The following is a 21,990-nucleotide window of genomic DNA, read 5'->3' as shown; positions in this document are numbered from 1 at the left end:
CGTTGTGAACGCTATTAGCTTGCGAAATTATCATTTCGCAACGTAACGCAGGATATCAGCGCCTATGAAACCACGTCAGCGTCAGGCGGCTATTCTTGAGCATCTGCAAAAGCAGGGAAAGTGTTCTGTTGAAGAGCTGGCAGCATACTTCGACACCACAGGGACGACCATACGTAAGGATTTGGTCGCGCTGGAGCATTCCGGCGCGGTGATCCGCACCTATGGCGGCGTGGTGCTCAATAAAGACGAAGCCGATCCCCCTATCGATCACAAAACGCTGATCAACACCGTACAAAAGGGGCTGATTGCCGAAAAAGCGGTCACCTATATTCATGACGGCGACTCGATCATCCTCGACGCGGGCAGCACCGTTTTGCAGATGGTGCCGCTGCTCAGCCACTTCAATAACATCACGGTGATGACCAACAGCCTGCACATCGTCAACGCGTTATCGGAACTGGATAACGAGCAGACCATCCTGATGCCCGGCGGCACCTTCCGCAAAAAATCCGCCTCGTTTCACGGCCAACTGGCGGAAAACGCCTTTGACCATTTCAGCTTCGACAAGCTGTTTATGGGCACGGACGGCATCGATCTGAACGCGGGCGTCACCACCTTCAACGAAGTGTTCACCGTCAGCAAAGCGATGTGCAACGCCGCGCGGGAAGTGATTCTGATGGCCGACTCATCGAAGTTTGGCCGCAAAAGCCCGAACGTGGTGTGCAGTCTGGAAAGCGTCAATAAATTGATCACCGACGCCGGGATCCCGGCAGACGTTCGCGCCGCGCTGGAAACCAAAGGCGTCGAGGTGATCATTGCCGGAGAAGATCATGAGTGAGTCGTTAATTAATGCCGGGCGCCAGACCCTGCTACTGGAGCTTCAGGAAGCAAGCCGCCTGCCGGAGCGGCTCGGTGAGGCTTTCGTGCGTGCCGCCGAAACAGTGCTGAAGTGCGAAGGTAAAGTCATTGTTTCCGGCATCGGCAAATCGGGGCATATCGGCAAAAAGATCGCCGCCACCTTTGCCAGTACCGGCACTCCGGCCTTTTTCGTGCATCCGGCGGAAGCGCTGCACGGCGATCTGGGCATGATTGAAAGCCGCGATGTGATGCTGTTTATCTCCTACTCCGGTTCGGCAAAAGAGTTGGATCTGATCCTGCCGCGGCTGGCGGAGAAATCCGTCGCCCTGCTGGCGATGACCGGTAAACCGCGCTCGCCGTTGGCGCTCGCCGCCGACGCAGTACTGGATATCTCCGTTGAACGTGAAGCCTGCCCGATGCACCTTGCGCCGACCTCCAGTACCGTCACGACGCTGATGATGGGCGATGCGCTGGCGATGTCGGTGATGCAGGCGCGCGGCTTTGACGAAGAGGATTTTGCCCGCTCGCATCCGGCAGGCGCGCTCGGCGCGCGGCTGCTGAATAAAGTGCATCATCTGATGCGCAAAGAGGAGCAGATCCCGCAGGTGCAACTGACGACCAGCGTGATGGAGGCGATGCTGGAGCTAAGCCGCACCGGTTTAGGTCTGGTGGCCGTTTGCGATGCGCAGCGTCAGGTTAAAGGCGTCTTTACCGATGGCGATCTGCGCCGCTGGCTGGTGGCAGGCGGCGCGTTAACCACCGCCGTCAGCGAAGCGATGACGCGCGGCGGCATCACCCTGGACGCCAACAGCCGCGCAGTGGATGCCAAAGAGCGCCTGATGCAGCGTAAAATCGCCGCCGCGCCGGTGGTGGATGACGCGGGAATTCTGGTGGGTGCCATCAACCTGCAGGATTTCTATCAGGCCGGTATTCTTTAACGCTTCAGTCCCAGACGTTTCGCCAGCCGGTGCAGGTTGGCGACGTCCAGTTCCAGCGCCCGGGCGCAGGCCGCCCAGTTTCTCCCACACTCTTCCAGTGTTCTGGTAATCAGCGCCCGCTGGAAATCCTCGGTGGCATCACGCAGATTTTGTCCCGCCGGTAACGCCGAAGCGGTTTGTACCACCGGCGTCTGTTCATCGCTGAGGGCAAAATGTCGCGCCTCCAGTACCACATCGTCGCTGTTGCGCGTCCCGCGCGCCAGAATCACCGCGCGGTGAATGGCATGTTCCAGCTCGCGCACATTGCCCGGCCAGCCGTAGCTGAGTAAATGCGCACGCGCGCCGGGGCTGAGCGCCACCCGGCCAAGCCCCAGACGCAGACGGCACTGCTCGCAGAAGTAACCCGCCAGCAGCACCACATCGTCGCCCCGTTCACGCAGCGGCGGTACCGACAACGGAAACACGCTAAGACGATGATAGAGATCGGCGCGAAAACGGCCAGCCAGCACCTCTTCTCGCAGATCGCGGTTCGTCGCCGCCAGCACGCGCACATCCACGCGCAGGCTGCGATCGTCGCCGACACGTTGCAGATCGCCATACTGCAAGACCCGCAGCAGCTTGGCCTGCAATGAGAGGGACAATTCACCGATCTCATCAAGAAACAGCGTGCCATTATCTGCCATCTCAAACTTGCCGCTGCGATTGCTGATGGCTCCGGTAAAAGCCCCTTTCACGTGGCCGAACAGTTCACTCTCGGCCACACTTTCCGGCAGCGCTGCACAGTTGAGATAAACCAGCGGGCTGGCTGCCCGCGCGGAACCTTCATGAATCGCCTTAGCCACCAGCTCTTTCCCGGTGCCGGTTTCGCCGCTGATCAGCACGTTAAGATCGGACGCGGCAACAATATCGATCTCTTTTTTCAGCGCCACCATGCCCGGCGATAGCCCAATCATTTCGCTGCGCGCCACCGGCTCAAACGCAGCGGGCGCGCCGGGCAGTATATTCTGGCTCTCCAGCTGCTCAATCAGCAGCGCATTGTTCAACGCTCCTGCCGCCAGCGCCGCAATCAGCCGCAGCTCTTCGTCGCTGAAGGTGTCGAACTGATCCGGAGACATACCATCCAGCGTCAGCGCGCCAATCAGGTTCTGCCCGGCAAACAGCGGCAGCCCGACGCAAGCGTGCACTTTCAGGCTCTCCTGGCCGGGGATCAGCCCATCATAAGGATCGGGCAAACCGCTGTCGGCCGGAAAACGCACCACATCCCCCGCGCGGGCAATCGCTTCCAGCCTTGGGTGCCCTTCCAGCGTAAAACGCCTGCCGAGCACGTCCTGCGCCAGCCCGTCGATGGCCAGCGGAATAAACTGCCGCGCCTCGTAGCGCAGCAGCGCAGAGGCATCGCAGGCCAGCACCTGGCGCAGCGTGGTAATCAGCCGCTGGAAGCGATCCGCATGGCCGATACCGCTCTGCAATTCAATGGCGATTCCCGCCAGCACATTCAGTGAAAAACTCATGCTTACCTCACTGTCTTTTTGACAATGCATAGTGTCATATTGACTGTAAATATCATAGTCATAATGACAACTATCTTTTCAGTTAACCCATTAAAAAATATAGAAATCAATTAATTAAAAAGTTGGCACAGCCTTTGATATTAGCCATACATCGAACTGAAAAAAGTACAGGACATTTGATATGGCTATTCATGTAAAAAACAACATTCACTGGGTTGGGCAACGTGACTGGGAAGTGCGCGATTTTCACGGTACTGAATACAAAACGCTGAAAGGCAGCAGCTACAACAGCTATTTGATCCGCGAAGGCAAAAACGTGCTGATCGATACCGTCGATCACAAATTCAGCCGCGAGTTTGTGCAGAACCTGAGCGCAGAGATCGATCTGCAACGCATCGACTACATCGTGATTAACCATGCCGAAGAAGATCACGCCGGTGCGCTGACCGAGTTGATGTCGCACATCCCGCATACGCCGATCTACTGCACGGCGAATGCGATCGACTCGATCACCGGTCATCATCATCACCCGGAGTGGAACTTTAACGTGGTGAAAACCGGCGACACGCTGGATATCGGCAACGGCAAACAGTTGATCTTCGTTGAAACGCCGATGCTGCACTGGCCGGACAGCATGATGACCTACCTGACCGGCGACGCCGTACTGTTCAGCAATGACGCTTTCGGCCAGCACTACTGCGACGAACGCCTGTTTAATGATGAAGTGGATCAGGCGGAGCTGTTCGAACAGTGCCAGCGCTATTACGCGAATATTCTGACGCCGTTCAGCCGCCTGGTGACGCCGAAAATCACCGAGATCCTCGGCTTTAACCTGCCGGTAGATATGATTGCTACCTCGCACGGCGTGGTGTGGCGCGATAACCCAACGCAAATTGTCGAGCTGTACCTGAAATGGGCGGCCGATTATCAGGAGGATCGCATCACCCTTTTCTACGACACCATGTCCAACAACACCCGTATGATGGCCGACGCCATTGCGCAGGGTATTAACGAAGTTGACCCGCGCGTGGCGGTGAAAATCTTTAACGTCGCCCGCAGCGATAAAAACGACATCCTGACCAATGTGTTCCGCTCGAAAGGCGTGCTGGTTGGCACCTCGACCATGAATAACGTGATGATGCCGAAAATTGCCGGGCTGGTCGAAGAGATCACCGGCCTGCGTTTTCGCAACAAACGCGCCAGCGCGTTTGGCTCCCACGGCTGGAGCGGCGGCGCGGTAGACCGTCTCTCCACCCGCTTACAGGATGCCGGGTTTGAAATGTCCGTCAGCCTGAAAGCTAAATGGCGGCCGGATATCGACGCGCTGGAAGTGTGCCGCCAGCACGGGCGCGATATCGCTCGCCAGTGGGCACTCTCTCCTTTGCCGGAAGCGGTAAAAGCGGCCTCCACAACAGCTCAGGAAGCCTGCGCCTGTGCCGCAGCCGCCGCTGCGGAACTCGGCCCGCGCATGCAGTGCAGCGTCTGCCAGTGGATCTATGATCCCGTAAAAGGCGAGCCGCTGCAGGATGTTGCGCCAGGTACGCCGTGGAGTGAGGTTCCGGACAATTTCCTCTGCCCGGAATGTTCCTTAGGCAAAGAGGTGTTTGACGAACTGGCAACGGAGGCAAAATGAGCGCCGGTATTGTGATTATCGGATCGGGCTTCGCCGCCCGGTCGCTGGTGAAAAACATCCGAAAACTCGACGGCACCGTACCGCTGACATTGATTGCCGCCGACAGCATCGATGAGTACAACAAACCGGATCTCAGCCATGTCATCAGCAAAGCGCAAAGTGCCGATGATTTGCTGCGCCAACCGGCGGGGGAATTTGCCGAGCAATTTAACCTGCGGCTGTTCCCGCACACGGTTATCACCGCCATTGATGCTGAAGCGCAGGTGGTGAAAAGCGTCGATAAACAGTGGCAGTACGACAAACTGGTGCTGGCGACGGGGGCAAAAGCCTTCGTTCCGCCACTGCCGGGGCGCGAGCACATGCTGACGCTCAACAGCCTGCAAGAGTATCGCGCCTGTGAAAACAGGCTGCGCGATGCCGCCAGCGTGCTGATTGTCGGTGCCGGGTTGATTGGCTGCGAGCTGGCAATGGATTTTCGCCGTACCGGGAAAACCGTCACGCTGCTGGATAACGCCGCCAGTATTCTGCCTTCGCTGATGCCGCCGGAAGTCAGTAGCCGCCTGCAACATAGCCTGACGTCGCTGGGTGTTCGCCTGCTGCTCACCTCCCGTTTGCAACACCTGACGGCGAGCGCGAATGGCATTTGTGCGCAGCTTGATGACGAACGCTGCGTAGAGGCGGATGTGGTGATTGCCGCCACGGGCCTGTCGCCGGAAGTGTCGCTGGCACAAGCCGCCGGGGTGGAAACCCGCCGTGGCATTGTGGTTAATGCGGCGCTGCAAACCAGCAACCCACAGATCTATGCGCTCGGCGACTGCGCCGAGATCAACGGCAAGGTGCTGCCTTTCCTGCAACCCGCCCAGCTCAGCGCCATTACGCTTGCGAAAAACCTGCTCGGCAACAACGCGCAACTGGTGCTGCCTGCCATGCTGGTGAAGGTAAAAACGCCGCTGATGCCGCTGCATCTGGCCGGAGAAACCGCCCGCCGCGATCTGAACTGGCAGATTACAACCCATCCCCAGGGGATGGTGGCGAAAGGGCTTGATGCCGATGAAAAACTGCGCGCTTTCGTGGTCAGCGAAGAGCGCATGAAGGAGGCTTTCGCGCTGCTTAAAGCGCTGGCGCTATAGTCCGCGCAGCGGCAACCAGCCCCTGGCCGAAGGCAATTCCGCCATCGCCGGCCGGGAGCTGGTGCGGGAACAGCAAGGTGAAATCAGAAAGCCAGGCTTGCAGGCGCGCCTTCAGCAGGCGGTTATGCAGTACGCCACCGCTGAATACCAGCGTCTGAATACCGCGTCGCTCGGCCTGTTCGCGGGCAAGGCTTGCCAGCCCTTGCGCCAGCGCGTCGTGAAACGCCCACGCACGCTGCGCGGGTGATGCCTGCCAGCCCAGCCACTGCCGCCAGAAGGTGGCGAGATCAAGCTGGTTTCCGCGTAGCGGCAGCGTGACGGGATGATCAACCGCAGAGACGGACGCTGCCAGCGCTTCAAGCCGGCAGGCGGCTTCGCCTTCATAACTCAGTTGCTGCGGTGCACAGCCCAGCGCGCAGGCCACCGCATCAAATAAACGTCCGCAAGAAGAAGCCAGCGGCGTGTTGATGCCGCGCTCAATGGCGCGTGCCAGCAACGGCCAGTTTTGCTGCCGAAGCACGGCGGTTTCCGGGTAATGTTGCCAATCAGGCACAAACGCCAGCATCTGCGCCAGCAGGTTGCGCCACGGCTGCCGCGCAGCCAGATCGCCGCCCGGTAACGCCACCGCCGGTAAGCCGCCAAGGTGCTCGCATTCGCGATAATTGACGCGTAAACATTCGCCGCCCCACAGTGCGCCGCCCTCACCCATGCCAATCCCATCCAGCGTCAGCGCAATCACATCACCGCCGTCAAGCGGCCAGCCATGTTCGCCGAGACATGCTGCGGCATGCGCATGGTGATGCAGCACCGTTTGCAGTGGCAATCCGCTGCGATGAGCCCACTGGCTGGTGCGATAACCGGGATGCGCATCGATGACCAGTTGCTGCGGAGTGAAATCGTAAATCGTCTGCATCAGGCGCAGCGCATTGCGCCACTGCGTTTCCACACCTTCATCAGTGAGATCGCCAAAGTGCTGACCCGGCACCGCGGCTTCACCGCGCAGCAGGCAAAAAGTGTTTTTCATATCCGCGCCAAGACACAGCAGCGGCGGTATGGCGGTGAACCCTTCCGGCAGGCTCAGCGCATCCGGCACGTAGCCGCGCGAACGGCGCAGCATCTCGCCATTTGCCCGCAGCACGGAGTCATCCATACGTTGCACAATGTCGCGATTGTGCAGTAAAAAACCACCGGCAATTCCCGCCAGATCGACCAGCGCCTGTTCATTCGTGAGGGCGGGCGGTTTGCCGCTGAGGTTGCCGGAGGTCATCACCAGCGGGCGCTGCAACCCCTGCGCCAGCAGATGCTGCAACGGATTGGACGGTAACATAACGCCCACTTCATCCAGGCCCGGCGCCACGGCGTCGCATAAACCGTCAACGGTGGATTTCGCTACCAGCACAATCGGTGCGGCTGGCGTGGCGAGTAAACGCTGCGCATCGGCGGGTAACCCAACCGCATCCGGCAACATCACCGCCAGCGGTTTCGCCGGGCGGCGTTTACAGGCGCGCAGATGCTGCACCGCCGCCTGGTTATGCGCATCGCAGGCGAGGTGAAAACCGCCCACGCCTTTGACAGCCACCACGCCGCCGCTTTTCAGAAGTGAAATCGCGGCCTGTAATGCTGCTTCGCCAGTGGTTTGCCAGACATCGCTGCGCCACTCAAGCTGCGGGCCGCACTGCGGGCAGGCGACGGGCTGCGCGTGGAAACGGCGATCGTAGGGGTTGCGATACTCCGCTTCGCAGGCCGCGCAGAGCGGGAACGCCGCCATCACCGTATAAGGCCGGTCATAAGGCATGGCGTTGATAATGGTAAAGCGCGGCCCGCAATGGGTGCAGTTGATAAACGGGTAACGGTAGCGGCGCTCGCGGGGATCGTTCATCTCCGCAAGGCAGGCGGGGCATGTCGCCGCATCGGGAACAATTTGCGTATTCATGGCACCACCCGCGCTCTGGCGGATGGTGAAATCTTGTGGTGGCGATGGCCAGTGGAACGGAGCGCTGACAACGCGATCGATGCGCGCCAGTGGCGGGCAATGTTGCTGCAACAGGGTGACGAAATCACCGGCATCGCCGAGCAGGCGAACTTCGACACCCTGTGCATCATTACAGACATCACCTTTGCAACGGTGCTGCTGCGCCAGTTGCCAGACAAAGGGGCGAAAACCTACCCCCTGAACTTTACCGTATACGCGTAAGCAAACACCGTTGCTGGTTGTCATCGCATCATTGCATCGCCGCGTTAAGCAAGCGATTCTTCATCTGTTGATAAGAGCTCTGAGTGTACTCCTCGGCCCAGCGCTGATCGTTGATCGCACTCACCCGAACGGCGCAGTATTTAGTTTCCGGCGTTTTGGAAATCGGATCCAGATTATCCTGCGTCAGTTCGTTACAGGCGCCAATCCACCACTGGTACGTCATATAAACGCTGCCGTTGTTGACGCGTTCGTTGACATCCGCGCGGGTGATCACCTTGCCACGGCGTGATTCCACCCACACCAGTTGACGGTCTTTTATACCCAGCGCTTCGGCGTCGGCCGGGTTGATCTGCACAAAGCCCGGTTCATCGGCAAGGGTTTGCAACGCGGCACAGTTGCCGGTCATCGAACGGCAAGAGTAGTGGCCCACCTCACGCACGGTACAGAGCACCAGCGGGAATTCAGCATCCGGGCGCTCTGCGGGCGCGCGCCACGGCGCGGCAAAAAGATGGCCTTTGCCGTCCGGGGTATCAAACTTGTTGTTCTGATACAGGTACGGCGTGCCCGGATGATCGAGGGTCGGGCACGGCCACTGAACGTGTCCCATGTCGCCCATTTTCTCGTAGGTGACGCCGTAGAACAGCGGGCACAACTCGCGCAGTTCGTCCCAGATCTGCTGATTGTTGTCATAGTGCATCGGGTAGCCCATCTCGGTGGCGATCAGGCTGATGATCTCCCAGTCACGTTTGACGTTGTACTTCGGTTCGATGGCTTTTTCGAAACGCTGGAAGCCGCGATCGGCACAGGTAAAGACACCGCCGTGCTCGCCCCAGGACGTGGCGGGCAGCAGCACATCGGCTTGTTCGGCGGTTTTGGTCATAAAGATATCCTGCACCACCACAAAATCGAGCGCTTCGAAGCCTTTACGCACCAGCCCCAGATCCGCTTCAGTCTGCAACGGATCTTCGCCCATGATGTAATAGGCTTTCACCTTGCCTTCCAGCGCCAGATGCGGCACTTCGGTAATGCGTACGCCGACTTTGTCATCCATCACTGCCGGATCGATGCCCCAGGCTTTGGCAAATTTTGCCCGCACCTCCGGGTTCACCACATCCTGATAACCCGGGAACTGGTTGGGGATTACGCCCATATCGCACGCGCCCTGCACGTTGTTCTGGCCGCGCACCGGGCCAACGCCGACATTTTCACGCCCAAGATTCCCGGTCAGCAGCGCCAGGCTGGAGAGCCCTTTCACCACATCCACTGCCTGGCCGAACTGCGTCACGCCCATGCCCCACATAATGGTGGCGGATGGCGCTGCTGCGTAGGTGCGCATCGCCTGGCGAACCTGTTTCGCCGGCACGCCGGTCAGATGCTCCACCGCTTCCGGCGCATAGTCTTTAACCGTTTCACGATAGGCATCCAGCCCGGTAGTAAAGCTGGCGACATAATCTTTGTCGTACAGCTCCTCTTCCAGCAGCACATAGCCGAAAGCGTTGACCAGCGCCATATTGCAACCGTTTTTGAGTTGCAGATGCTGATCGGCAATACGCGCGGTCTCAATGCGCCGCGGATCGCAAACAATGATTTTGGCCCCTTTCTGTTTGGCTTTGATCACCCGGCGCGCGACGATCGGGTGCGAATCGGCGCAGTTATAACCAAATACCAGCAGGCAACTGGAGTTTTCGATATCGCCGATAGAGTTACTCATCGCACCGTTGCCAAGGGTTTCCTGCAAACCGGCCACCGACGGGCCGTGGCAGACGCGGGCGCAACAGTCGACGTTATTGGTGTTAAGCACGCCACGGGCAAATTTCTGCATCACATAGTTGGTTTCATTGCCCGTACCGCGTGATGAACCGGTGGTCATAATGGCGCGCGGGCCATATTTGGCTTTGATTTCGCTGAGGCGTTTCGCGGTATAACGGATCGCTTCATCCCAACTGACGGGGGTGAATTTGCCGCCTTTTTCGTAACGGATCATCGGCTGCGTAAGACGCGGTGTCAGCAGTTTGGTGTCGTTAAGGAAATCCCAGCCGTAGTAGCCTTTCAGGCAGAGTTCATTCTGGTTGGTGTGGCCGTCGGCCGCTTCTGCGCGGATGATTTTTCCATCATCAACAACCAGTTTCAGTTTGCAGCCCGCGCCGCAGTATGGGCATACACTTGTGATTTTTTTCATCAGTAACAGACCTGTTAAAAGTGAAAGTCAGATGGTTTAGAACACCAGGGAAACAGCGCTGTCCAGCGCGGCGCGACGACGTTTCTCCGCGCTCATCTGTTCCAGTAAATTGCGATCGACACAGACCAGCGCTTTCGTCGGACATGCCTGCATACAGGCGGGACCGCTTTCACTGTGGTGGCACAAATCGCATTTGTTGGCTTCGGCTTTTTCTGCGCGAATATTCAGCCCTGCGCCGCTATGGCGAATAACCGGACGCACAACCACTTCCATCGCACCGTACGGGCAGGCCACGACGCAGGTTTTACAGCCAATGCAGCGTTCCTGCATCACATGCACAAACCCTTCGTCACGGCTGATGGCACCGTTCGGGCAGACGTTGGCGCACGGCGCGTCTTCGCACTGACGACAAAGTGTCGCTGTCGAGACGTTGACGCCTTTGACGACATGGATACGCGGTAAAAAGCTCTCAGGGGTGAGCGCCGCGCAGTCCTGGTTTTCCTGATGAGACACCACGCAGGCGACCTCGCAGGTGCGGCAGCCAATGCATTTTGCAGCGTCCGCCATGATAAATCGGTTCATTATCTTCTCCGGCAATGTGCTTTATCCCGCCGGAATATTCATAAACCGTGCCAGTTTTTAATTTGCTGTTATTTAAGGAAATTTAAAGAAGCATTCGGTAAGGATGGCTGTCATCGACACTTCTGTCGATGACAGATGTCGAGGTCAGGCGTGCGGGCCGGAAATCAGTGAGTCACGTAACATTAATTCGCCGGGAAAGGTTTGCTGATAAGTAAAGTCGCCGCCATCGAGCATAAAGATTAAGCGGTTAATGGTCTCTTTGATCATTTCGGTGACCGGTATTTTCACGCTGGAAAGTGCCGGAACGGTAAATGGTGCCATCGCAATATCATCGAAGCCAATCACCGAGACCTGCTGCGGCACCGTTATTTTGCTGTCGTGTAACTGTTTAATTGCGCCAATCGCCATGTCGTCATTACTGGCTACCAGTGCGCTAAATTCAACGTTTCGGGATAAGAGTGTCTGTACGCCCTGTGCGCCGCTGGCTGGTGTCCATTTCCCTTCAACAATCAACTCATTACGCAGCGCAATACCCTGCTGCGCCAGCGCATCTTTATACCCGGATAAACGCTCAATACCGGTAGGAGAATCGAGTGAACCGGTAATAAACGCAATATCACGATGACCGTGAGAAATTAATTGCGACACCGCGCTAAAACTTGAGGCTTTTTGATCGGAATAAACACAATGGCTGCTGTTTTTACGTAAACGGCGGTTCAGTACCATTATTGGCTGTGAATGACTGTCGATAATTTTATCCATTTCATCAACGCTTAAAAAACGCGGATAAATAATGATCGCGTCACAGCGTAAATCGAGCAGATATTGAATCGCCTGGCGTTCTTCTTCCGCGCTGTGTTTTCCGTCGGCCAGCAGTAACTGGCGGCCTTTGTCCTCTGTCATTCGGGCGGCGTGGAACAGCAATTCGCTAAAATAGACACCGTGGTAGAGGGTGTTGGTTACCACCAGCCCCAGCGTCTGGGTTTTACTGCTCGCCAGGCTACGGGCCAGTAAATTCGGGCGATAGCCACTCTCGGCAATGGCCTGAAATACCCGGTCTTTCGTCTCTTCGCTGACATATCCTTTGCCCGTCAGGACACGCGAAACGGTCGCTTTTGACACGCCTGCCCGCTTCGCCACCTCCAGCATTGTCGCCATCTTTTCCCCCTGAAAATGTTATGAGCCGAAGTGTACTTCAGGCGTTGCGTTTAATGGAACTCTTTACGCCGCACAAGGATTTCACACCCCGCAATCTTATAAGTGATCGTTATCACGATTTCAAAAATTGGCGCTTTTTAGGCCTTGTTAACCACAAATAAACTCTTCATGATTTTGTGGAACCGGTTACCTATTTCATGTTTCACAGCCGCCAGGCGCGACTGTGAGCCAGTACCTTATTGATAAAACAGGATAATAACTCCATGGCAAAGAATTATGCGGCGCTGGCCCACTCGGTGGTCGATGCACTGGGCGGCGCGGAAAATATCGCGGCCGTCACGCACTGCATGACGCGCCTGCGTTTTGTGGTGAAAGATGAGACGCGCGTGGACAGCCCGACGCTGAAAAGCATCAGCGGCGTGATGGGCGTGGTGCGTAACGATAAACAGTGCCAGGTGATTATCGGTAATACCGTCTCCCAGGCCTTCCGCGAAGTGGTCAGCCTGCTGCCGCAAAACATGCAGCCGGCTGAAGAACCTTCCACGCAAAAACTGACGCTGAAGCGCATTGGCGCGGGCATTCTCGATGCGCTGATCGGTACTATGTCGCCGCTTATTCCGGCGATCATCGGCGGCTCAATGGTGAAACTGCTGGCCATGGTGCTGGAGATGACCGGCGCACTGCCGAAAGGCTCCTCGACGCTGACCATTTTGACGGTAATCGGCGATGGCGCCTTCTTCTTCCTGCCGCTGATGGTTGCGGCGTCTGCGGCGGTGAAATTCAAAACCAATATGTCGCTGGCGATTGCCATTGCGGGCGTGCTGGTGCATCCGAGCTTTATTGAATTGATGGCGAAAGCCGCGCAGGGCGAGCATGTTGAGTTCGCACTGGTGCCAGTGACAGCGGTGAAATACACCTACACAGTGATCCCGGCGCTGGTGATGACCTGGTGTCTGTCGTATATCGAGCGCTGGGTCGATCGCATCACCCCGGCGGTAACGAAAAACTTCCTTAAACCGATGCTGATTGTGCTGATTGCCGCGCCGCTGGCGATTGTGCTGATTGGCCCGCTGGGCATCTGGATCGGTAGTGCTATCTCCGCGCTGGTATATACCATTCACGGTTACCTCGGCTGGCTCTCCGTCGCCATCATGGGTGCGCTATGGCCGCTGCTGGTGATGACCGGGATGCACCGCGTCTTTACGCCGACCATCATTCAGACCATTGCCGAAACCGGCAAAGAGGGCATGGTCATGCCGTCTGAAATTGGCGCGAACCTGTCGCTTGGCGGCTCTTCGCTCGCCGTGGCGTGGAAAACGAAAAACCCGGAACTGCGCCAGACTGCAATGGCGGCAGCGGCTTCCGCCATTCTGGCGGGGATTTCCGAACCGGCGCTCTACGGTGTGGCTGTTCGCCTGAAACGTCCGCTGATCGCCAGCCTGATTAGCGGCTTTATCTGCGGCGCAGTTGCCGGTATTGCCGGGCTGGCCAGCCACTCGATGGCCGCGCCGGGCTTATTTACCAGCGTGCAGTTCTTCGACCCGGCCAATCCGATGTCCATCGTCTGGGTGTTTGGTGTGATGGCGCTGGCCGTGGTGCTGTCGTTTGTGCTGACGTTACTGTTGGGCTTTGAAGATATTCCGGTGGAAGCCGCGAATACACCGCAGGCAGCACAGCCGGCTAATGTTAAAGAAGCACGCGCCTGATTAACGAAAAGAGGTTACGCATGTCAGTATTTCCGCAAGGATTTTTATGGGGCGGCGCACTTGCCGCCAACCAGTCGGAAGGGGGTTATCTGGAGGGCGGTAAGGGGCTGACTACTGTCGATATGATCCCGCACGGCGTCAACCGCCTGCCAGTGAAACTGGGCCTGGAAAAGCGCTTTGAACTGCGTGACGATGAGTATTACCCGAGCCATCAGGCGATCGATTTTTACCATCGTTATAAAGAAGATATCGCGCTGATGGCGGAGATGGGCTTCACAGTATTCCGCACCTCTATCGCGTGGAGCCGTTTATACCCGAAAGGGGATGAGCTGACGCCAAACCCGGAAGGCATCGCTTTCTATCGCGCGGTGTTTGAAGAGTGCAAAAAGTACAATATCGAGCCACTGGTGACGCTTTGCCACTTTGATGTGCCGATGCATCTGGTGATTGAGTACGGCTCCTGGCGCAACCGTAAAATGGTGGAGTTTTTCGCTCGCTACGCGCGCACCTGTTTTGAGGCGTTCGACGGGCTGGTGAAATACTGGCTGACCTTCAACGAGATCAACATCATGCTGCACAGCCCGTTCTCCGGCGCGGGCCTGGTGTTCGAAGAGGGTGAAAATCAGGATCAGGTGAAGTACCAGGCGGCGCATCATGAGCTGATTGCCAGCGCGCTGGCGACCAAAATTGCTCATGAAGTGAACCCGCAAAACCAGGTGGGCTGCATGCTGGCGGGCGGTAATTTCTACCCTTACTCCTGTAAACCGGCCGATGTGTGGACCGCGCTGGAAAAAGATCGCGAAAACCTGTTCTTTATTGATGTACAGGCGCGCGGCAGCTACCCGGCCTACTCTGCTCGCGTATTCCGCGAAAAAGGCGTCAGCATTGTCAAAGAAGCAGGCGATGACGAAATACTGAAGAATACCGTCGATTTTGTCTCCTTCAGCTACTACGCCTCACGCTGCGCCTCGGCGGATATGAACGCCAACAATACCAGTGCCGCTAATATCGTGAAATCTCTGCGTAACCCGCATATTGAAGTGAGCGAATGGGGTTGGGGCATCGATCCGCTGGGTCTGCGCATCACCATGAATATGATGTACGACCGTTACCAGAAACCGCTGTTCCTGGTGGAAAACGGCCTCGGCGCGAAAGATGAGTTTAATGCCGACGGCGAAATCGCTGACGATTACCGCATCAGCTATCTGCGCGAGCATATCCGCGCAATGGGCGACGCCATTGAAGACGGCATTCCGGTTATCGGTTACACCACCTGGGGCTGTATCGATCTGGTGGCGGCTTCCACCGGCGAGATGAGCAAGCGCTACGGTTTTGTCTATGTCGATCGTGACGATGCAGGCAACGGCACGCTGGCGCGCAGCCGGAAAAAGTCGTTCTGGTGGTATAAAAAAGTGATCGCCAGTAACGGCGAAGATCTCGATTAAGTCTGTCACGCAACCGGCCTGCGGATTCTGCAGGCCGGCTAAACGTCATCTTTCCCGCTTCTCATAGGCGATCAGCCACGCTTTACGCGCAATGCTGCCGCTGTAGCCTGTCATTGAACCATTTTTGCCAATGATCCGGTGACACGGGATCCCAATAGCCACCCGGTTCGCGCCGTTTGCCGCCTCTCCCTCACAACCGAAAATCGAACAACCATTTGTTACAGCCAAAGGCAGCATTACAGCCCGACGGCAAATAAGCGTAAAAACGCCGTCTTGCCTTCCCCGGTAATGGTCACTTCACGGTAACCGGGCGTTCTGCGCAGCCAGCCCTGCTGTTCGAAAGCGATAAGCAGCGCGGCGCCCGCATCGCCGCCAAGATGGAAACGCCTTTCGCTCCAGTCCAGGCATGCGCAACAGGGTTTGCGGCGAGTATGTGGATCGAGCGTCACGCCGATCTTTTCCAGTTGCCGTTTACCGACATTCGTTACCGAGCTGCCATCGTCAGTGATCCAGCCTTCACGCTGCAAAAACGTGTAGATATCCACCGCGATTTCACCGGCAAGATGATCGTAACAGGTACGTGCCTGCCGCAGTTCCGGCGGCGTTCGGCTGGTCAGCGTACGCCCTGTGCGCATCGACACGCCCATCATATTTTCCAGCAGCGCTGCGACATCGCTGCCCGCCAGCCGGTAGTAGCGGTGCCGCCCCTGCGAAACGCAGACCAGCAGGCCATGATTTAACAGCCGGTTAAGGTGAGCGCTGGCGGTCGAAGGGGCAATATCCGCCACGCTGCTTAGCTCCGTCGCCGTCCACGCCCGTCCATCCATCAGCGCGCAAAGCATCCGCGAGCGTGAAGGATCGGCCATGGCACTGGCGATACCGGCAAGCGCCTCTTCCAGCGCCAGCGTGTTGCCGTGTGCCGCAGGTAAACCGGGTAAACTCATGTCGCCCCCTTCCAGGGTTGCGTGACCTCGCGGGTCAGCGAATCGTTGTCGGTCAGCAGAATCAGGCGATTATCATGATCGCTGTACTGCACAAGAATATTGATACCATGTTGCGCGATCGTGCGGGCAATAGCGCCTAACTCACCGGGTTTTTCCTGCTTTAGTTTGCGGATCACCGGCTGCGCTACATTGCACACTGTAAATCCGGCAGCCTCCAGAACCTGACGGGCGTGTTCGCCGTCGGCCACCAGAAAATGGGCATGGCTTTCATTTCCAGTGCTGAAAACACCGCCGCCTTCCAGACCAATGCCGTTTTTACCCAGCACTTCACCCAGTTGCGCCAGCCCGCCGGGCGCGTTATTAAGCATAACGTGAATATCATACATGGTCGGTCTTCCCGGCTGCGGATGAATAGTCGCGCAATACCTGTGCGACACGGATACGGTAATACGAGAAAATCGAGCGCTGCCCTTCCGCCTGCGCTGCCTGGTGCAGGACGTTGCCCTTCCATGCCAGTACCGCCTCTTCATCCCGCCACCAGGATAATGACAAAATCTTCCCCTCCGTGCTCAGGCTCTGAAAGCGTTCAATGGCGATAAAACCCTCGATTTCTGCCAGTTGCGGCTTGAGCTCCGCGGCTAATTGCAGGTAGCGATCCTGCTTGCCAGCGGCGACATCGGCTTCAAACAGTACAGCGATCATAAGCGCTCTCCATCAGTGAATGTGCCGCCAGTTTACGTAGCCCGGCACACCATGCTTCGGCCTGCAACGAAATATGCGTGACGGGAGAGGAACAGATCAGTACGAAAAGACGATGAGCGTGATGATGCCAGCCTGCGGATTTTGCAGACTGGCGCAGCGAAATTGACGAAAGAGGATTTGTTCAGATTTGAAACGCGATCTTTTTACCGCCCGGCAAAGTGACATCAATGCTCAATTCGCCGCCCAAGGCCGCGACATAACGTTTAAGCGTCGATAAGCGCGGATCATTGCCCGGTTGCTCAATTTTGGCCAGCGTAGGTTGCTTCACGCCCATTGCCGCTGCCAGTTCGGTTTGAGAAAGATTCAATGCTTCCCGTAACTGACTTAATACGATATCGCGGCGAAGTTCATCGACACGAGATTCAATGCGCGCAAGGCTCTCCGGGCTTCGTTTGGCTAGCATCTCATCTAAGGTTGCCATGTTAACTCCTTTTTCTTCAGGTGATGACTTAACTCGGTTTCAGCAAGTTTGATCATATCTTGATAAAACCGCTTCTGATTTTTTCCTGTTTTATCGCCTGCGCATAACACAATGGCCTGGCGGGTTGGATCAAAAGCAAAAAATGCACGAACAGGATGGCCAGCAAATTGAATGCGTAATTCCTTCAAATTCAAAAATATTGATCCCTTCACCGTATCCACATACGGCCGACCGAGGTGGGGACCGTATTCACTCAATATTTTGAGGATCGCCAGGACTTCATCCTGTAAAGGTTCAGTTTGTTTATTAAACCATTCATCAAAACGCTCCGTCGTTATTACGTTCCACATTGCCGTTCCCTCATAGCCTAAATGCTATGACATAACTTTATAGCCTTAAGGCTATGGCTGCAAGAACCTATGTTTACTATCCAATGGGCCGCACCTTAATAGTTCTTTTAAATCCCGGCCTGTTAAACCTCCGGCCAAATATTGTGGCGTGATTTCCTTCGCAGTTTTCCATGAAACCGGTTGCACGGCGATCTGACCAGGTTAGCATGAAACCGGTTTCACCTAGATACACCTACTCAGTCACCGATAATAAAAGGTAAACAAAAATGGCCGTTATCAGGGATTACAATAAGTTAGCGAGTGATATCCTGCGCGAGGTGGGTGGCGAAGAGAACATCAACAACTTCTCCCGCTGCGCGACCCGCCTGCGTCTGGTATTAAACGAAACGCCCGCCACGGCGAAAACCAGCATCCAGAGCCTGCCCGGCGTTATCGCCGTGGTGGAGAGCGGCGGTCAGTTCCAGGTGGTTATCGGCACTCATGTCGCTGATGTATTTAACGCCCTGAGCGGCATGGTGAAAGAGAAAGACAGTGGTGCAGCGCAGCCGAAAACACGCTGGCTGGATGCGGTCATCGCCACCATGTCGGCGGTGTTTGCCCCGATTGTCTATATTCTTGCCGCCGCCGGGATTCTGCAGGGGCTGCTGATTCTGTTGGGCCTTGCGGACGCGGATATCAAAACCACTGGCACCTTCGCCATTCTTAACTTTATGTCCTGGACGCCGTTTGCCTTTCTGCCGGTGTTTATCGCCATTACCGCAGCGCGCCATTTTAAATGTAATCCGTTTATTGCCGTGCTCTGCTGCTGTGCGCTGATCAACCCGGAGTGGACGGCTCTGGCCGGAAAAATCGCCGCCGGTAGCGAAGTGAAATTCCTCTTCTTCCCGCTGGCAGAAACGGTCTATACCTCATCGGTGCTGCCGCCGCTGTTCCTGGTCTGGGCGCTCTCCTGGTTTGAACGCCGCGTCGAAAAATGGCTGCCGGAAGTGATAAGCCCGCTGTTTACGCCGCTTCTCTGTTTTGTGGTGATCGTGCCGCTGACGCTGGTGGTGATTGGGCCGATTACCAGTTGGGCCGCGCTGGGCGTTGCTCATGGCTATAACACACTATTCCATGCCGCTCCGGCCGTTGCCGCGGCAATCATTGGCGGCGTATGGCAGGTGATCGTCATTTTTGGCGTTCACTGGGGGATCACACCGGTGATCATGGCGAACTTCGATACCCAGGGTTATGACTCATTCCAGGCTTACCAGACCATCGCGGTGATTGGCCAGATGGCCGCCGTGTTTGGCGTGTTTATCAAAAGCCGCAATAAAGCGCTAAAAGCCACCTCGCTTTCTGCGGGTGTTACCGCCATTTTCGGCATCACTGAACCGGCCATTTACGGCGTGACGCTGCGCTTTAAAAAACCGTTTATCTGCGGCTGTATTGGCGGAGCAATTGGTGCAGTGGTCGCCAGCCTGTTTGGCAGCCTCTACTACGCTTATGCGGCGCTGCCCGGCCTGTTCACGCTGGTGAATGCCATTAGCCCGGATGCGCCAATGTCGTTTATTGGCGAACTGGTTGGCGCAGGCACCGCGATTGTGCTGACTATTGTGATGGTGCAGTTTGTCGGTTTTGAAGATCGGCAGGAAAGCGCTGAACCGGCACCGCTGAAGGTCGGTTCATTACAGATGCTCAGCCCGATTAAAGGCGAAGTGATCGCACTGGAAAACGTGCCCGATGAAGCCTTCGCCGGGAAAGTGCTCGGCGACGGTGTGGCGATCGTTCCTCACGAAGGCAAAGTGGTCGCTCCGTGTGACGCGCAGGTCGCCACATTAATTGACACGCATCACGCTATCGGCCTGATATGTGATAATGGCGCAGAATTACTGATCCATGTTGGTCTGAATACCGTTAACCTTCAGGGTCAATACTTTACGCCGCTGGTGAAAGAGGGCGACAGAGTCACCGCTGGCACGCCGCTGTTGGAGTTCGATAAAGCGCGCATTGAGCAGGCGGGTTACGATCTGACCACGCCGGTGCTGGTGGTGAACAGTGATGAATTTACGCTGACTCGCCATCAGTCGCAGGGCGCCGTCAGCCCCGGCATGCCGCTGATGTCACTGGAGACAGGAGCGCAGCCAGCATAATAACAAGAGTGAGGTCGAAAAATGGTAACGATACTGGATGTCGCCAGGCTGGCTGGCGTGTCGAAAGCGACGGTATCGCGCGCGCTGAATGGCAAAGTTTTTGTCCGTGAGGAAGTGAAGGAACGCATTTTCCAGGCCATTGCCGAAACGGGCTATCGCCCCAACCAGCTGGCGCGCAATCTTGCCAATAATAAGACCAACTCAGTGGGGCTGGTGATCACCAACGGGCTGTATAACGGCCCGTTTTTCGCCAGCCTGACTTACCACGCGGCGACCAACAGTGAAATACATGGCCGACAACTGGTGCTGGCAGACGGTAAACACAGCGCACAGGAAGAGCGCGACGCTATCGATCTGCTGATGTCGCTGCGCTGTGAAGCAATCATGATTTACCCCAAATACCTGACGGTCGATGAGCTGGACGCAATTATCGATAACAGCCAGACGCCCATCGTTGTCATCAACCGTGAACTCTCCCGCCACCTCAACCAGTGCGTGTTTGTCGATCATCAACAAAGCTGTGAAACGATGATGGCTCACCTGTTAGCGCAGGGGCATACGCGTATTGCTTTTGTTGCCGGTGCTGAAGGTTCGCCAACCGGGGAAAAACGCCTGGCGGGCTACCAGCAGGCGCTGCGCCGCGCCGGTATTGAGCCAGACCCGCAACTGCTGGTACATGGCGCATGGTCTACCGACAGCGGTTATGCCGCAGGGCGTGAACTGTTAGCGCGTAAGGTGCCGTTTACCTGCATCCTCGCGGGCAATGACGATATGGCGATTGGCGTGGCGAAAGCCTGTCTGGAAGCGGGGCTGCGCCTGCCGCAGGATGTGTCGCTGGCCGGGTTTGACGATTCGGTGCTCGGCAAGTATTACAACCCGTCACTCACCACCATTCATGTGCCGATGGAGGCGATGATCCGTCACGCCATCGACATTCTGTTGACGCCAGGTGAGCACGCGGCCCGTTCACACGAAGGTGAACTGGTGTGCCGCGAGTCGGTGGCGCCCCCCAAATAATGGCTCTGCGGCGGCTGATTGCCGGATGGCGGCGATGCTTTATCGGGCCGATGAACCGACGCGATCTCACAGGCCCGATCGGGGCAACCATCCGGCGCAGAAGCTACGCGCCAATGCCGTTGAGTTTTTCCAGCGCTTCCGGCGGCAGCACGAGGTTCGCGCTCGCCATGTTCTCCTGTAAATGCTGCGGCGATGACGTGCCTGGGATCAGCAGGATATTCGGCGAACGCTGCAACAGCCACGCCAGCGCCACCTGCATCGGCGTGGCATTAAGCGATTGCGCCACCTCGTTCAGCTCACCAGATTGCAACGGCGTGAAACCGCCCAGCGGGAAGAACGGCACGAAAGCAATGCCCTGCGCATTCAGGCTATCCACCAGCGCATCATCCTGACGGTTAGCGACGTTATACAGGTTCTGTACGCAGACAATCGGCGTCATTTTCTGCGCGTCGGCCACCTGTTTCGCCGTAACGTTGCTCAGCCCGATATGGCGGATCAGCCCGCGCTCTTTCAGTTTGATCAACGCCTCCAGTGGCGCTTCCAGCGGCCCCTCTTCCGGCCCGTGTACGCCAAACATCGAACGCAGATTGACCACCTCTATCGTCTCCAGACCGAGATGACGCAGGTTATCTTCCACCGCACTGGTCAACTCTTCGGCGCTGAAGGCGGGCAGCCAGTTGGCTTTATCATCACGACGCGCGCCGACTTTGGTGACGATGCATAAATCGTCCGGATAGGGGTGCAGCGCCTGTTTAATCAATTTATTGGTGACATGCGGACCATAAAAATCACTGGTGTCGATATGATTCACCCCGGCAGCAACGGCATCGCGCAATACCGCCAGCGCCTTTGCTTCGTCCGCAGGCGGACCAAACACGCCAGGGCCAGCCAGTTGCATCGCACCATAACCCAGACGACCAACCTGACGATCGCCAAGACGATAAGTAAGCGTGGATTGAGACATGGAAAACCTCCTGTGCGTTAAGTAACCCGATTGTAGGAGCTGTATAGCTGTGCAACAATCCAGCAA

The 21,990-nt window shown here is 56.8% G+C and carries 19 protein-coding genes and 1 pseudogene; 8 read left to right on the top strand and 12 right to left on the bottom strand.

Translation table 11 applies throughout. From position 1 onward, the window contains the following. Nucleotides 1–64: 64 nt before the first annotated feature. Together srlR and gutQ are read left to right on the top strand one after the other, a co-directional pair. On the top strand, nucleotides 65–838 hold the full coding sequence (srlR, locus tag AWR26_RS05500) for a glucitol operon DNA-binding transcriptional repressor SrlR (protein WP_064564188.1): 774 nt from the start codon (nucleotides 65–67) through the stop codon (nucleotides 836–838). Continuing rightward, nucleotides 831–1,796 carry an arabinose-5-phosphate isomerase GutQ gene (gene gutQ / locus AWR26_RS05495; RefSeq protein ID WP_064564186.1) on the top strand — a complete coding sequence of 322 codons (966 nt, stop codon included), beginning with the start codon at nucleotides 831–833 and terminating at the stop codon, nucleotides 1,794–1,796. Before srlR ends, gutQ begins: the two co-directional genes overlap by 8 nt. Here gutQ and norR read toward each other — a convergent pair. Then, nucleotides 1,793–3,307, bottom strand: coding sequence for a nitric oxide reductase transcriptional regulator NorR (norR, locus tag AWR26_RS05490; RefSeq protein WP_064564184.1), 1,515 nt, complete (start codon nucleotides 3,305–3,307; stop codon nucleotides 1,793–1,795). The two genes, gutQ and norR, sit on opposite strands and share 4 nt — an antisense overlap. A gap of 181 nt (nucleotides 3,308–3,488) precedes the next feature. Between norR and norV the strand changes: the two genes are divergently transcribed. Continuing rightward, nucleotides 3,489–4,940: an anaerobic nitric oxide reductase flavorubredoxin gene (norV, locus tag AWR26_RS05485; RefSeq protein WP_064564182.1), complete on the top strand. Its 1,452-nt coding sequence runs from the start codon at nucleotides 3,489–3,491 to the stop codon at nucleotides 4,938–4,940. Next, nucleotides 4,937–6,070, top strand: a complete 1,134-nt coding sequence (norW, locus tag AWR26_RS05480) for an NADH:flavorubredoxin reductase NorW (protein ID WP_064564180.1) — start codon at nucleotides 4,937–4,939, stop codon at nucleotides 6,068–6,070. Before norV ends, norW begins: the two co-directional genes overlap by 4 nt. Here norW and hypF read toward each other — a convergent pair. The 4 genes from hypF to AWR26_RS05460 all read right to left on the bottom strand — a co-directional run bounded on the left by hypF (nucleotide 6,051) and on the right by AWR26_RS05460 (nucleotide 12,183). Further along, nucleotides 6,051–8,288, bottom strand: a complete 2,238-nt coding sequence (hypF, locus tag AWR26_RS05475; protein ID WP_064564178.1) for a carbamoyltransferase HypF — start codon at nucleotides 8,286–8,288, stop codon at nucleotides 6,051–6,053. The two genes, norW and hypF, sit on opposite strands and share 20 nt — an antisense overlap. Before the next feature lie 4 nt (nucleotides 8,289–8,292). After that, nucleotides 8,293–10,443: a formate dehydrogenase subunit alpha gene (gene fdhF, locus AWR26_RS05470; protein ID WP_064564176.1), complete on the bottom strand. Its 2,151-nt coding sequence runs from the start codon at nucleotides 10,441–10,443 to the stop codon at nucleotides 8,293–8,295. Between the two features lie 36 nt (nucleotides 10,444–10,479). After that, on the bottom strand, nucleotides 10,480–11,025 hold the full coding sequence (hydN, locus tag AWR26_RS05465) for an electron transport protein HydN (RefSeq protein ID WP_043952487.1): 546 nt from the start codon (nucleotides 11,023–11,025) through the stop codon (nucleotides 10,480–10,482). A 144-nt stretch (nucleotides 11,026–11,169) separates the two neighbouring features. Then, complete coding sequence (locus AWR26_RS05460; RefSeq protein WP_064564174.1) at nucleotides 11,170–12,183, bottom strand: LacI family DNA-binding transcriptional regulator; 1,014 nt, start codon at nucleotides 12,181–12,183, stop codon at nucleotides 11,170–11,172. Between the two features lie 263 nt (nucleotides 12,184–12,446). On the opposite strand from AWR26_RS05460, the gene ascF reads away from it, so the two are divergent. Further along, nucleotides 12,447–13,889 (top strand): PTS cellobiose/arbutin/salicin transporter subunit IIBC, encoded by a 1,443-nt coding sequence (gene ascF, locus AWR26_RS05455; RefSeq protein WP_064564172.1) that lies wholly within the window; start codon nucleotides 12,447–12,449, stop codon nucleotides 13,887–13,889. Between the two features lie 20 nt (nucleotides 13,890–13,909). Further along, nucleotides 13,910–15,334: a 6-phospho-beta-glucosidase gene (locus AWR26_RS05450; RefSeq protein ID WP_064564170.1), complete on the top strand. Its 1,425-nt coding sequence runs from the start codon at nucleotides 13,910–13,912 to the stop codon at nucleotides 15,332–15,334. A gap of 45 nt (nucleotides 15,335–15,379) precedes the next feature. Here the strand turns inward: AWR26_RS05450 and AWR26_RS05445 are convergent. The 6 genes and pseudogenes from AWR26_RS05445 to AWR26_RS05420 all read right to left on the bottom strand — a co-directional run. After that, nucleotides 15,380–15,517: pseudogene (locus AWR26_RS05445) on the bottom strand (methylated-DNA--[protein]-cysteine S-methyltransferase); the annotation flags it as partial. Nucleotides 15,518–15,570: 53 nt separating this feature from the next. Then, nucleotides 15,571–16,278 (bottom strand): ArsR/SmtB family transcription factor, encoded by a 708-nt coding sequence (locus AWR26_RS05440; RefSeq protein ID WP_064564168.1) that lies wholly within the window; start codon nucleotides 16,276–16,278, stop codon nucleotides 15,571–15,573. Further along, nucleotides 16,275–16,664: a hypothetical protein gene (locus tag AWR26_RS05435; protein WP_064564166.1), complete on the bottom strand. Its 390-nt coding sequence runs from the start codon at nucleotides 16,662–16,664 to the stop codon at nucleotides 16,275–16,277. The genes AWR26_RS05440 and AWR26_RS05435 overlap by 4 nt, the downstream gene beginning before the upstream one ends. Further along, on the bottom strand, nucleotides 16,657–16,980 hold the full coding sequence (locus AWR26_RS05430) for an antibiotic biosynthesis monooxygenase family protein (RefSeq protein ID WP_064564164.1): 324 nt from the start codon (nucleotides 16,978–16,980) through the stop codon (nucleotides 16,657–16,659). Before AWR26_RS05430 ends, AWR26_RS05435 begins: the two co-directional genes overlap by 8 nt. Nucleotides 16,981–17,161: 181 nt before the next feature. Next, nucleotides 17,162–17,461 carry a helix-turn-helix domain-containing protein gene (locus AWR26_RS05425; protein WP_064564162.1) on the bottom strand — a complete coding sequence of 100 codons (300 nt, stop codon included), beginning with the start codon at nucleotides 17,459–17,461 and terminating at the stop codon, nucleotides 17,162–17,164. Further along, nucleotides 17,449–17,811: a type II toxin-antitoxin system RelE/ParE family toxin gene (locus tag AWR26_RS05420; protein WP_064564160.1), complete on the bottom strand. Its 363-nt coding sequence runs from the start codon at nucleotides 17,809–17,811 to the stop codon at nucleotides 17,449–17,451. Before AWR26_RS05420 ends, AWR26_RS05425 begins: the two co-directional genes overlap by 13 nt. A gap of 266 nt (nucleotides 17,812–18,077) precedes the next feature. Between AWR26_RS05420 and AWR26_RS05415 the strand changes: the two genes are divergently transcribed. Further along, nucleotides 18,078–19,943 carry a beta-glucoside-specific PTS transporter subunit IIABC gene (locus tag AWR26_RS05415; protein WP_064564158.1) on the top strand — a complete coding sequence of 622 codons (1,866 nt, stop codon included), beginning with the start codon at nucleotides 18,078–18,080 and terminating at the stop codon, nucleotides 19,941–19,943. 21 nt (nucleotides 19,944–19,964) lie between these two features. Beyond that, nucleotides 19,965–20,960 (top strand): LacI family DNA-binding transcriptional regulator, encoded by a 996-nt coding sequence (locus AWR26_RS05410; RefSeq protein WP_064564156.1) that lies wholly within the window; start codon nucleotides 19,965–19,967, stop codon nucleotides 20,958–20,960. 103 nt (nucleotides 20,961–21,063) lie between these two features. Here AWR26_RS05410 and AWR26_RS05405 read toward each other — a convergent pair whose 3' ends face one another. Then, nucleotides 21,064–21,924: an aldo/keto reductase family oxidoreductase gene (locus AWR26_RS05405; RefSeq protein WP_064564154.1), complete on the bottom strand. Its 861-nt coding sequence runs from the start codon at nucleotides 21,922–21,924 to the stop codon at nucleotides 21,064–21,066. Between the last annotated feature and the right edge of the window lie 66 nt (nucleotides 21,925–21,990).

Origin of the sequence: Kosakonia oryzae, assembly GCF_001658025.2 — a bacterium.
In the GTDB taxonomy this organism is placed as follows: domain Bacteria; phylum Pseudomonadota; class Gammaproteobacteria; order Enterobacterales; family Enterobacteriaceae; genus Kosakonia; species Kosakonia oryzae.
The sequence above is the reverse complement of the archived record's forward strand: the minus strand, read 5'-3'. Positions and strand labels throughout refer to the sequence as shown.

Bases quoted from the DNA above. Each gene is read 5' to 3' on its own strand.
- srlR (WP_064564188.1), top strand. From the start codon at position 65: ATGAAACCACGTCAGCGTCAGGCGGCTATTCTTGAGCATCTGCAAAAG.
- gutQ (WP_064564186.1), top strand. From the start codon at position 831: ATGAGTGAGTCGTTAATTAATGCCGGGCGCCAGACCCTGCTACTGGAG.
- norR (WP_064564184.1), bottom strand. From the start codon at position 3,307: ATGAGTTTTTCACTGAATGTGCTGGCGGGAATCGCCATTGAATTGCAG.
- norV (WP_064564182.1), top strand. From the start codon at position 3,489: ATGGCTATTCATGTAAAAAACAACATTCACTGGGTTGGGCAACGTGAC.
- norW (WP_064564180.1), top strand. From the start codon at position 4,937: ATGAGCGCCGGTATTGTGATTATCGGATCGGGCTTCGCCGCCCGGTCG.
- hypF (WP_064564178.1), bottom strand. From the start codon at position 8,288: ATGACAACCAGCAACGGTGTTTGCTTACGCGTATACGGTAAAGTTCAG.
- fdhF (WP_064564176.1), bottom strand. From the start codon at position 10,443: ATGAAAAAAATCACAAGTGTATGCCCATACTGCGGCGCGGGCTGCAAA.
- hydN (WP_043952487.1), bottom strand. From the start codon at position 11,025: ATGAACCGATTTATCATGGCGGACGCTGCAAAATGCATTGGCTGCCGC.
- AWR26_RS05460 (WP_064564174.1), bottom strand. From the start codon at position 12,183: ATGGCGACAATGCTGGAGGTGGCGAAGCGGGCAGGCGTGTCAAAAGCG.
- ascF (WP_064564172.1), top strand. From the start codon at position 12,447: ATGGCAAAGAATTATGCGGCGCTGGCCCACTCGGTGGTCGATGCACTG.
- AWR26_RS05450 (WP_064564170.1), top strand. From the start codon at position 13,910: ATGTCAGTATTTCCGCAAGGATTTTTATGGGGCGGCGCACTTGCCGCC.
- AWR26_RS05440 (WP_064564168.1), bottom strand. From the start codon at position 16,278: ATGAGTTTACCCGGTTTACCTGCGGCACACGGCAACACGCTGGCGCTG.
- AWR26_RS05435 (WP_064564166.1), bottom strand. From the start codon at position 16,664: ATGTATGATATTCACGTTATGCTTAATAACGCGCCCGGCGGGCTGGCG.
- AWR26_RS05430 (WP_064564164.1), bottom strand. From the start codon at position 16,980: ATGATCGCTGTACTGTTTGAAGCCGATGTCGCCGCTGGCAAGCAGGAT.
- AWR26_RS05425 (WP_064564162.1), bottom strand. From the start codon at position 17,461: ATGGCAACCTTAGATGAGATGCTAGCCAAACGAAGCCCGGAGAGCCTT.
- AWR26_RS05420 (WP_064564160.1), bottom strand. From the start codon at position 17,811: ATGTGGAACGTAATAACGACGGAGCGTTTTGATGAATGGTTTAATAAA.
- AWR26_RS05415 (WP_064564158.1), top strand. From the start codon at position 18,078: ATGGCCGTTATCAGGGATTACAATAAGTTAGCGAGTGATATCCTGCGC.
- AWR26_RS05410 (WP_064564156.1), top strand. From the start codon at position 19,965: ATGGTAACGATACTGGATGTCGCCAGGCTGGCTGGCGTGTCGAAAGCG.
- AWR26_RS05405 (WP_064564154.1), bottom strand. From the start codon at position 21,924: ATGTCTCAATCCACGCTTACTTATCGTCTTGGCGATCGTCAGGTTGGT.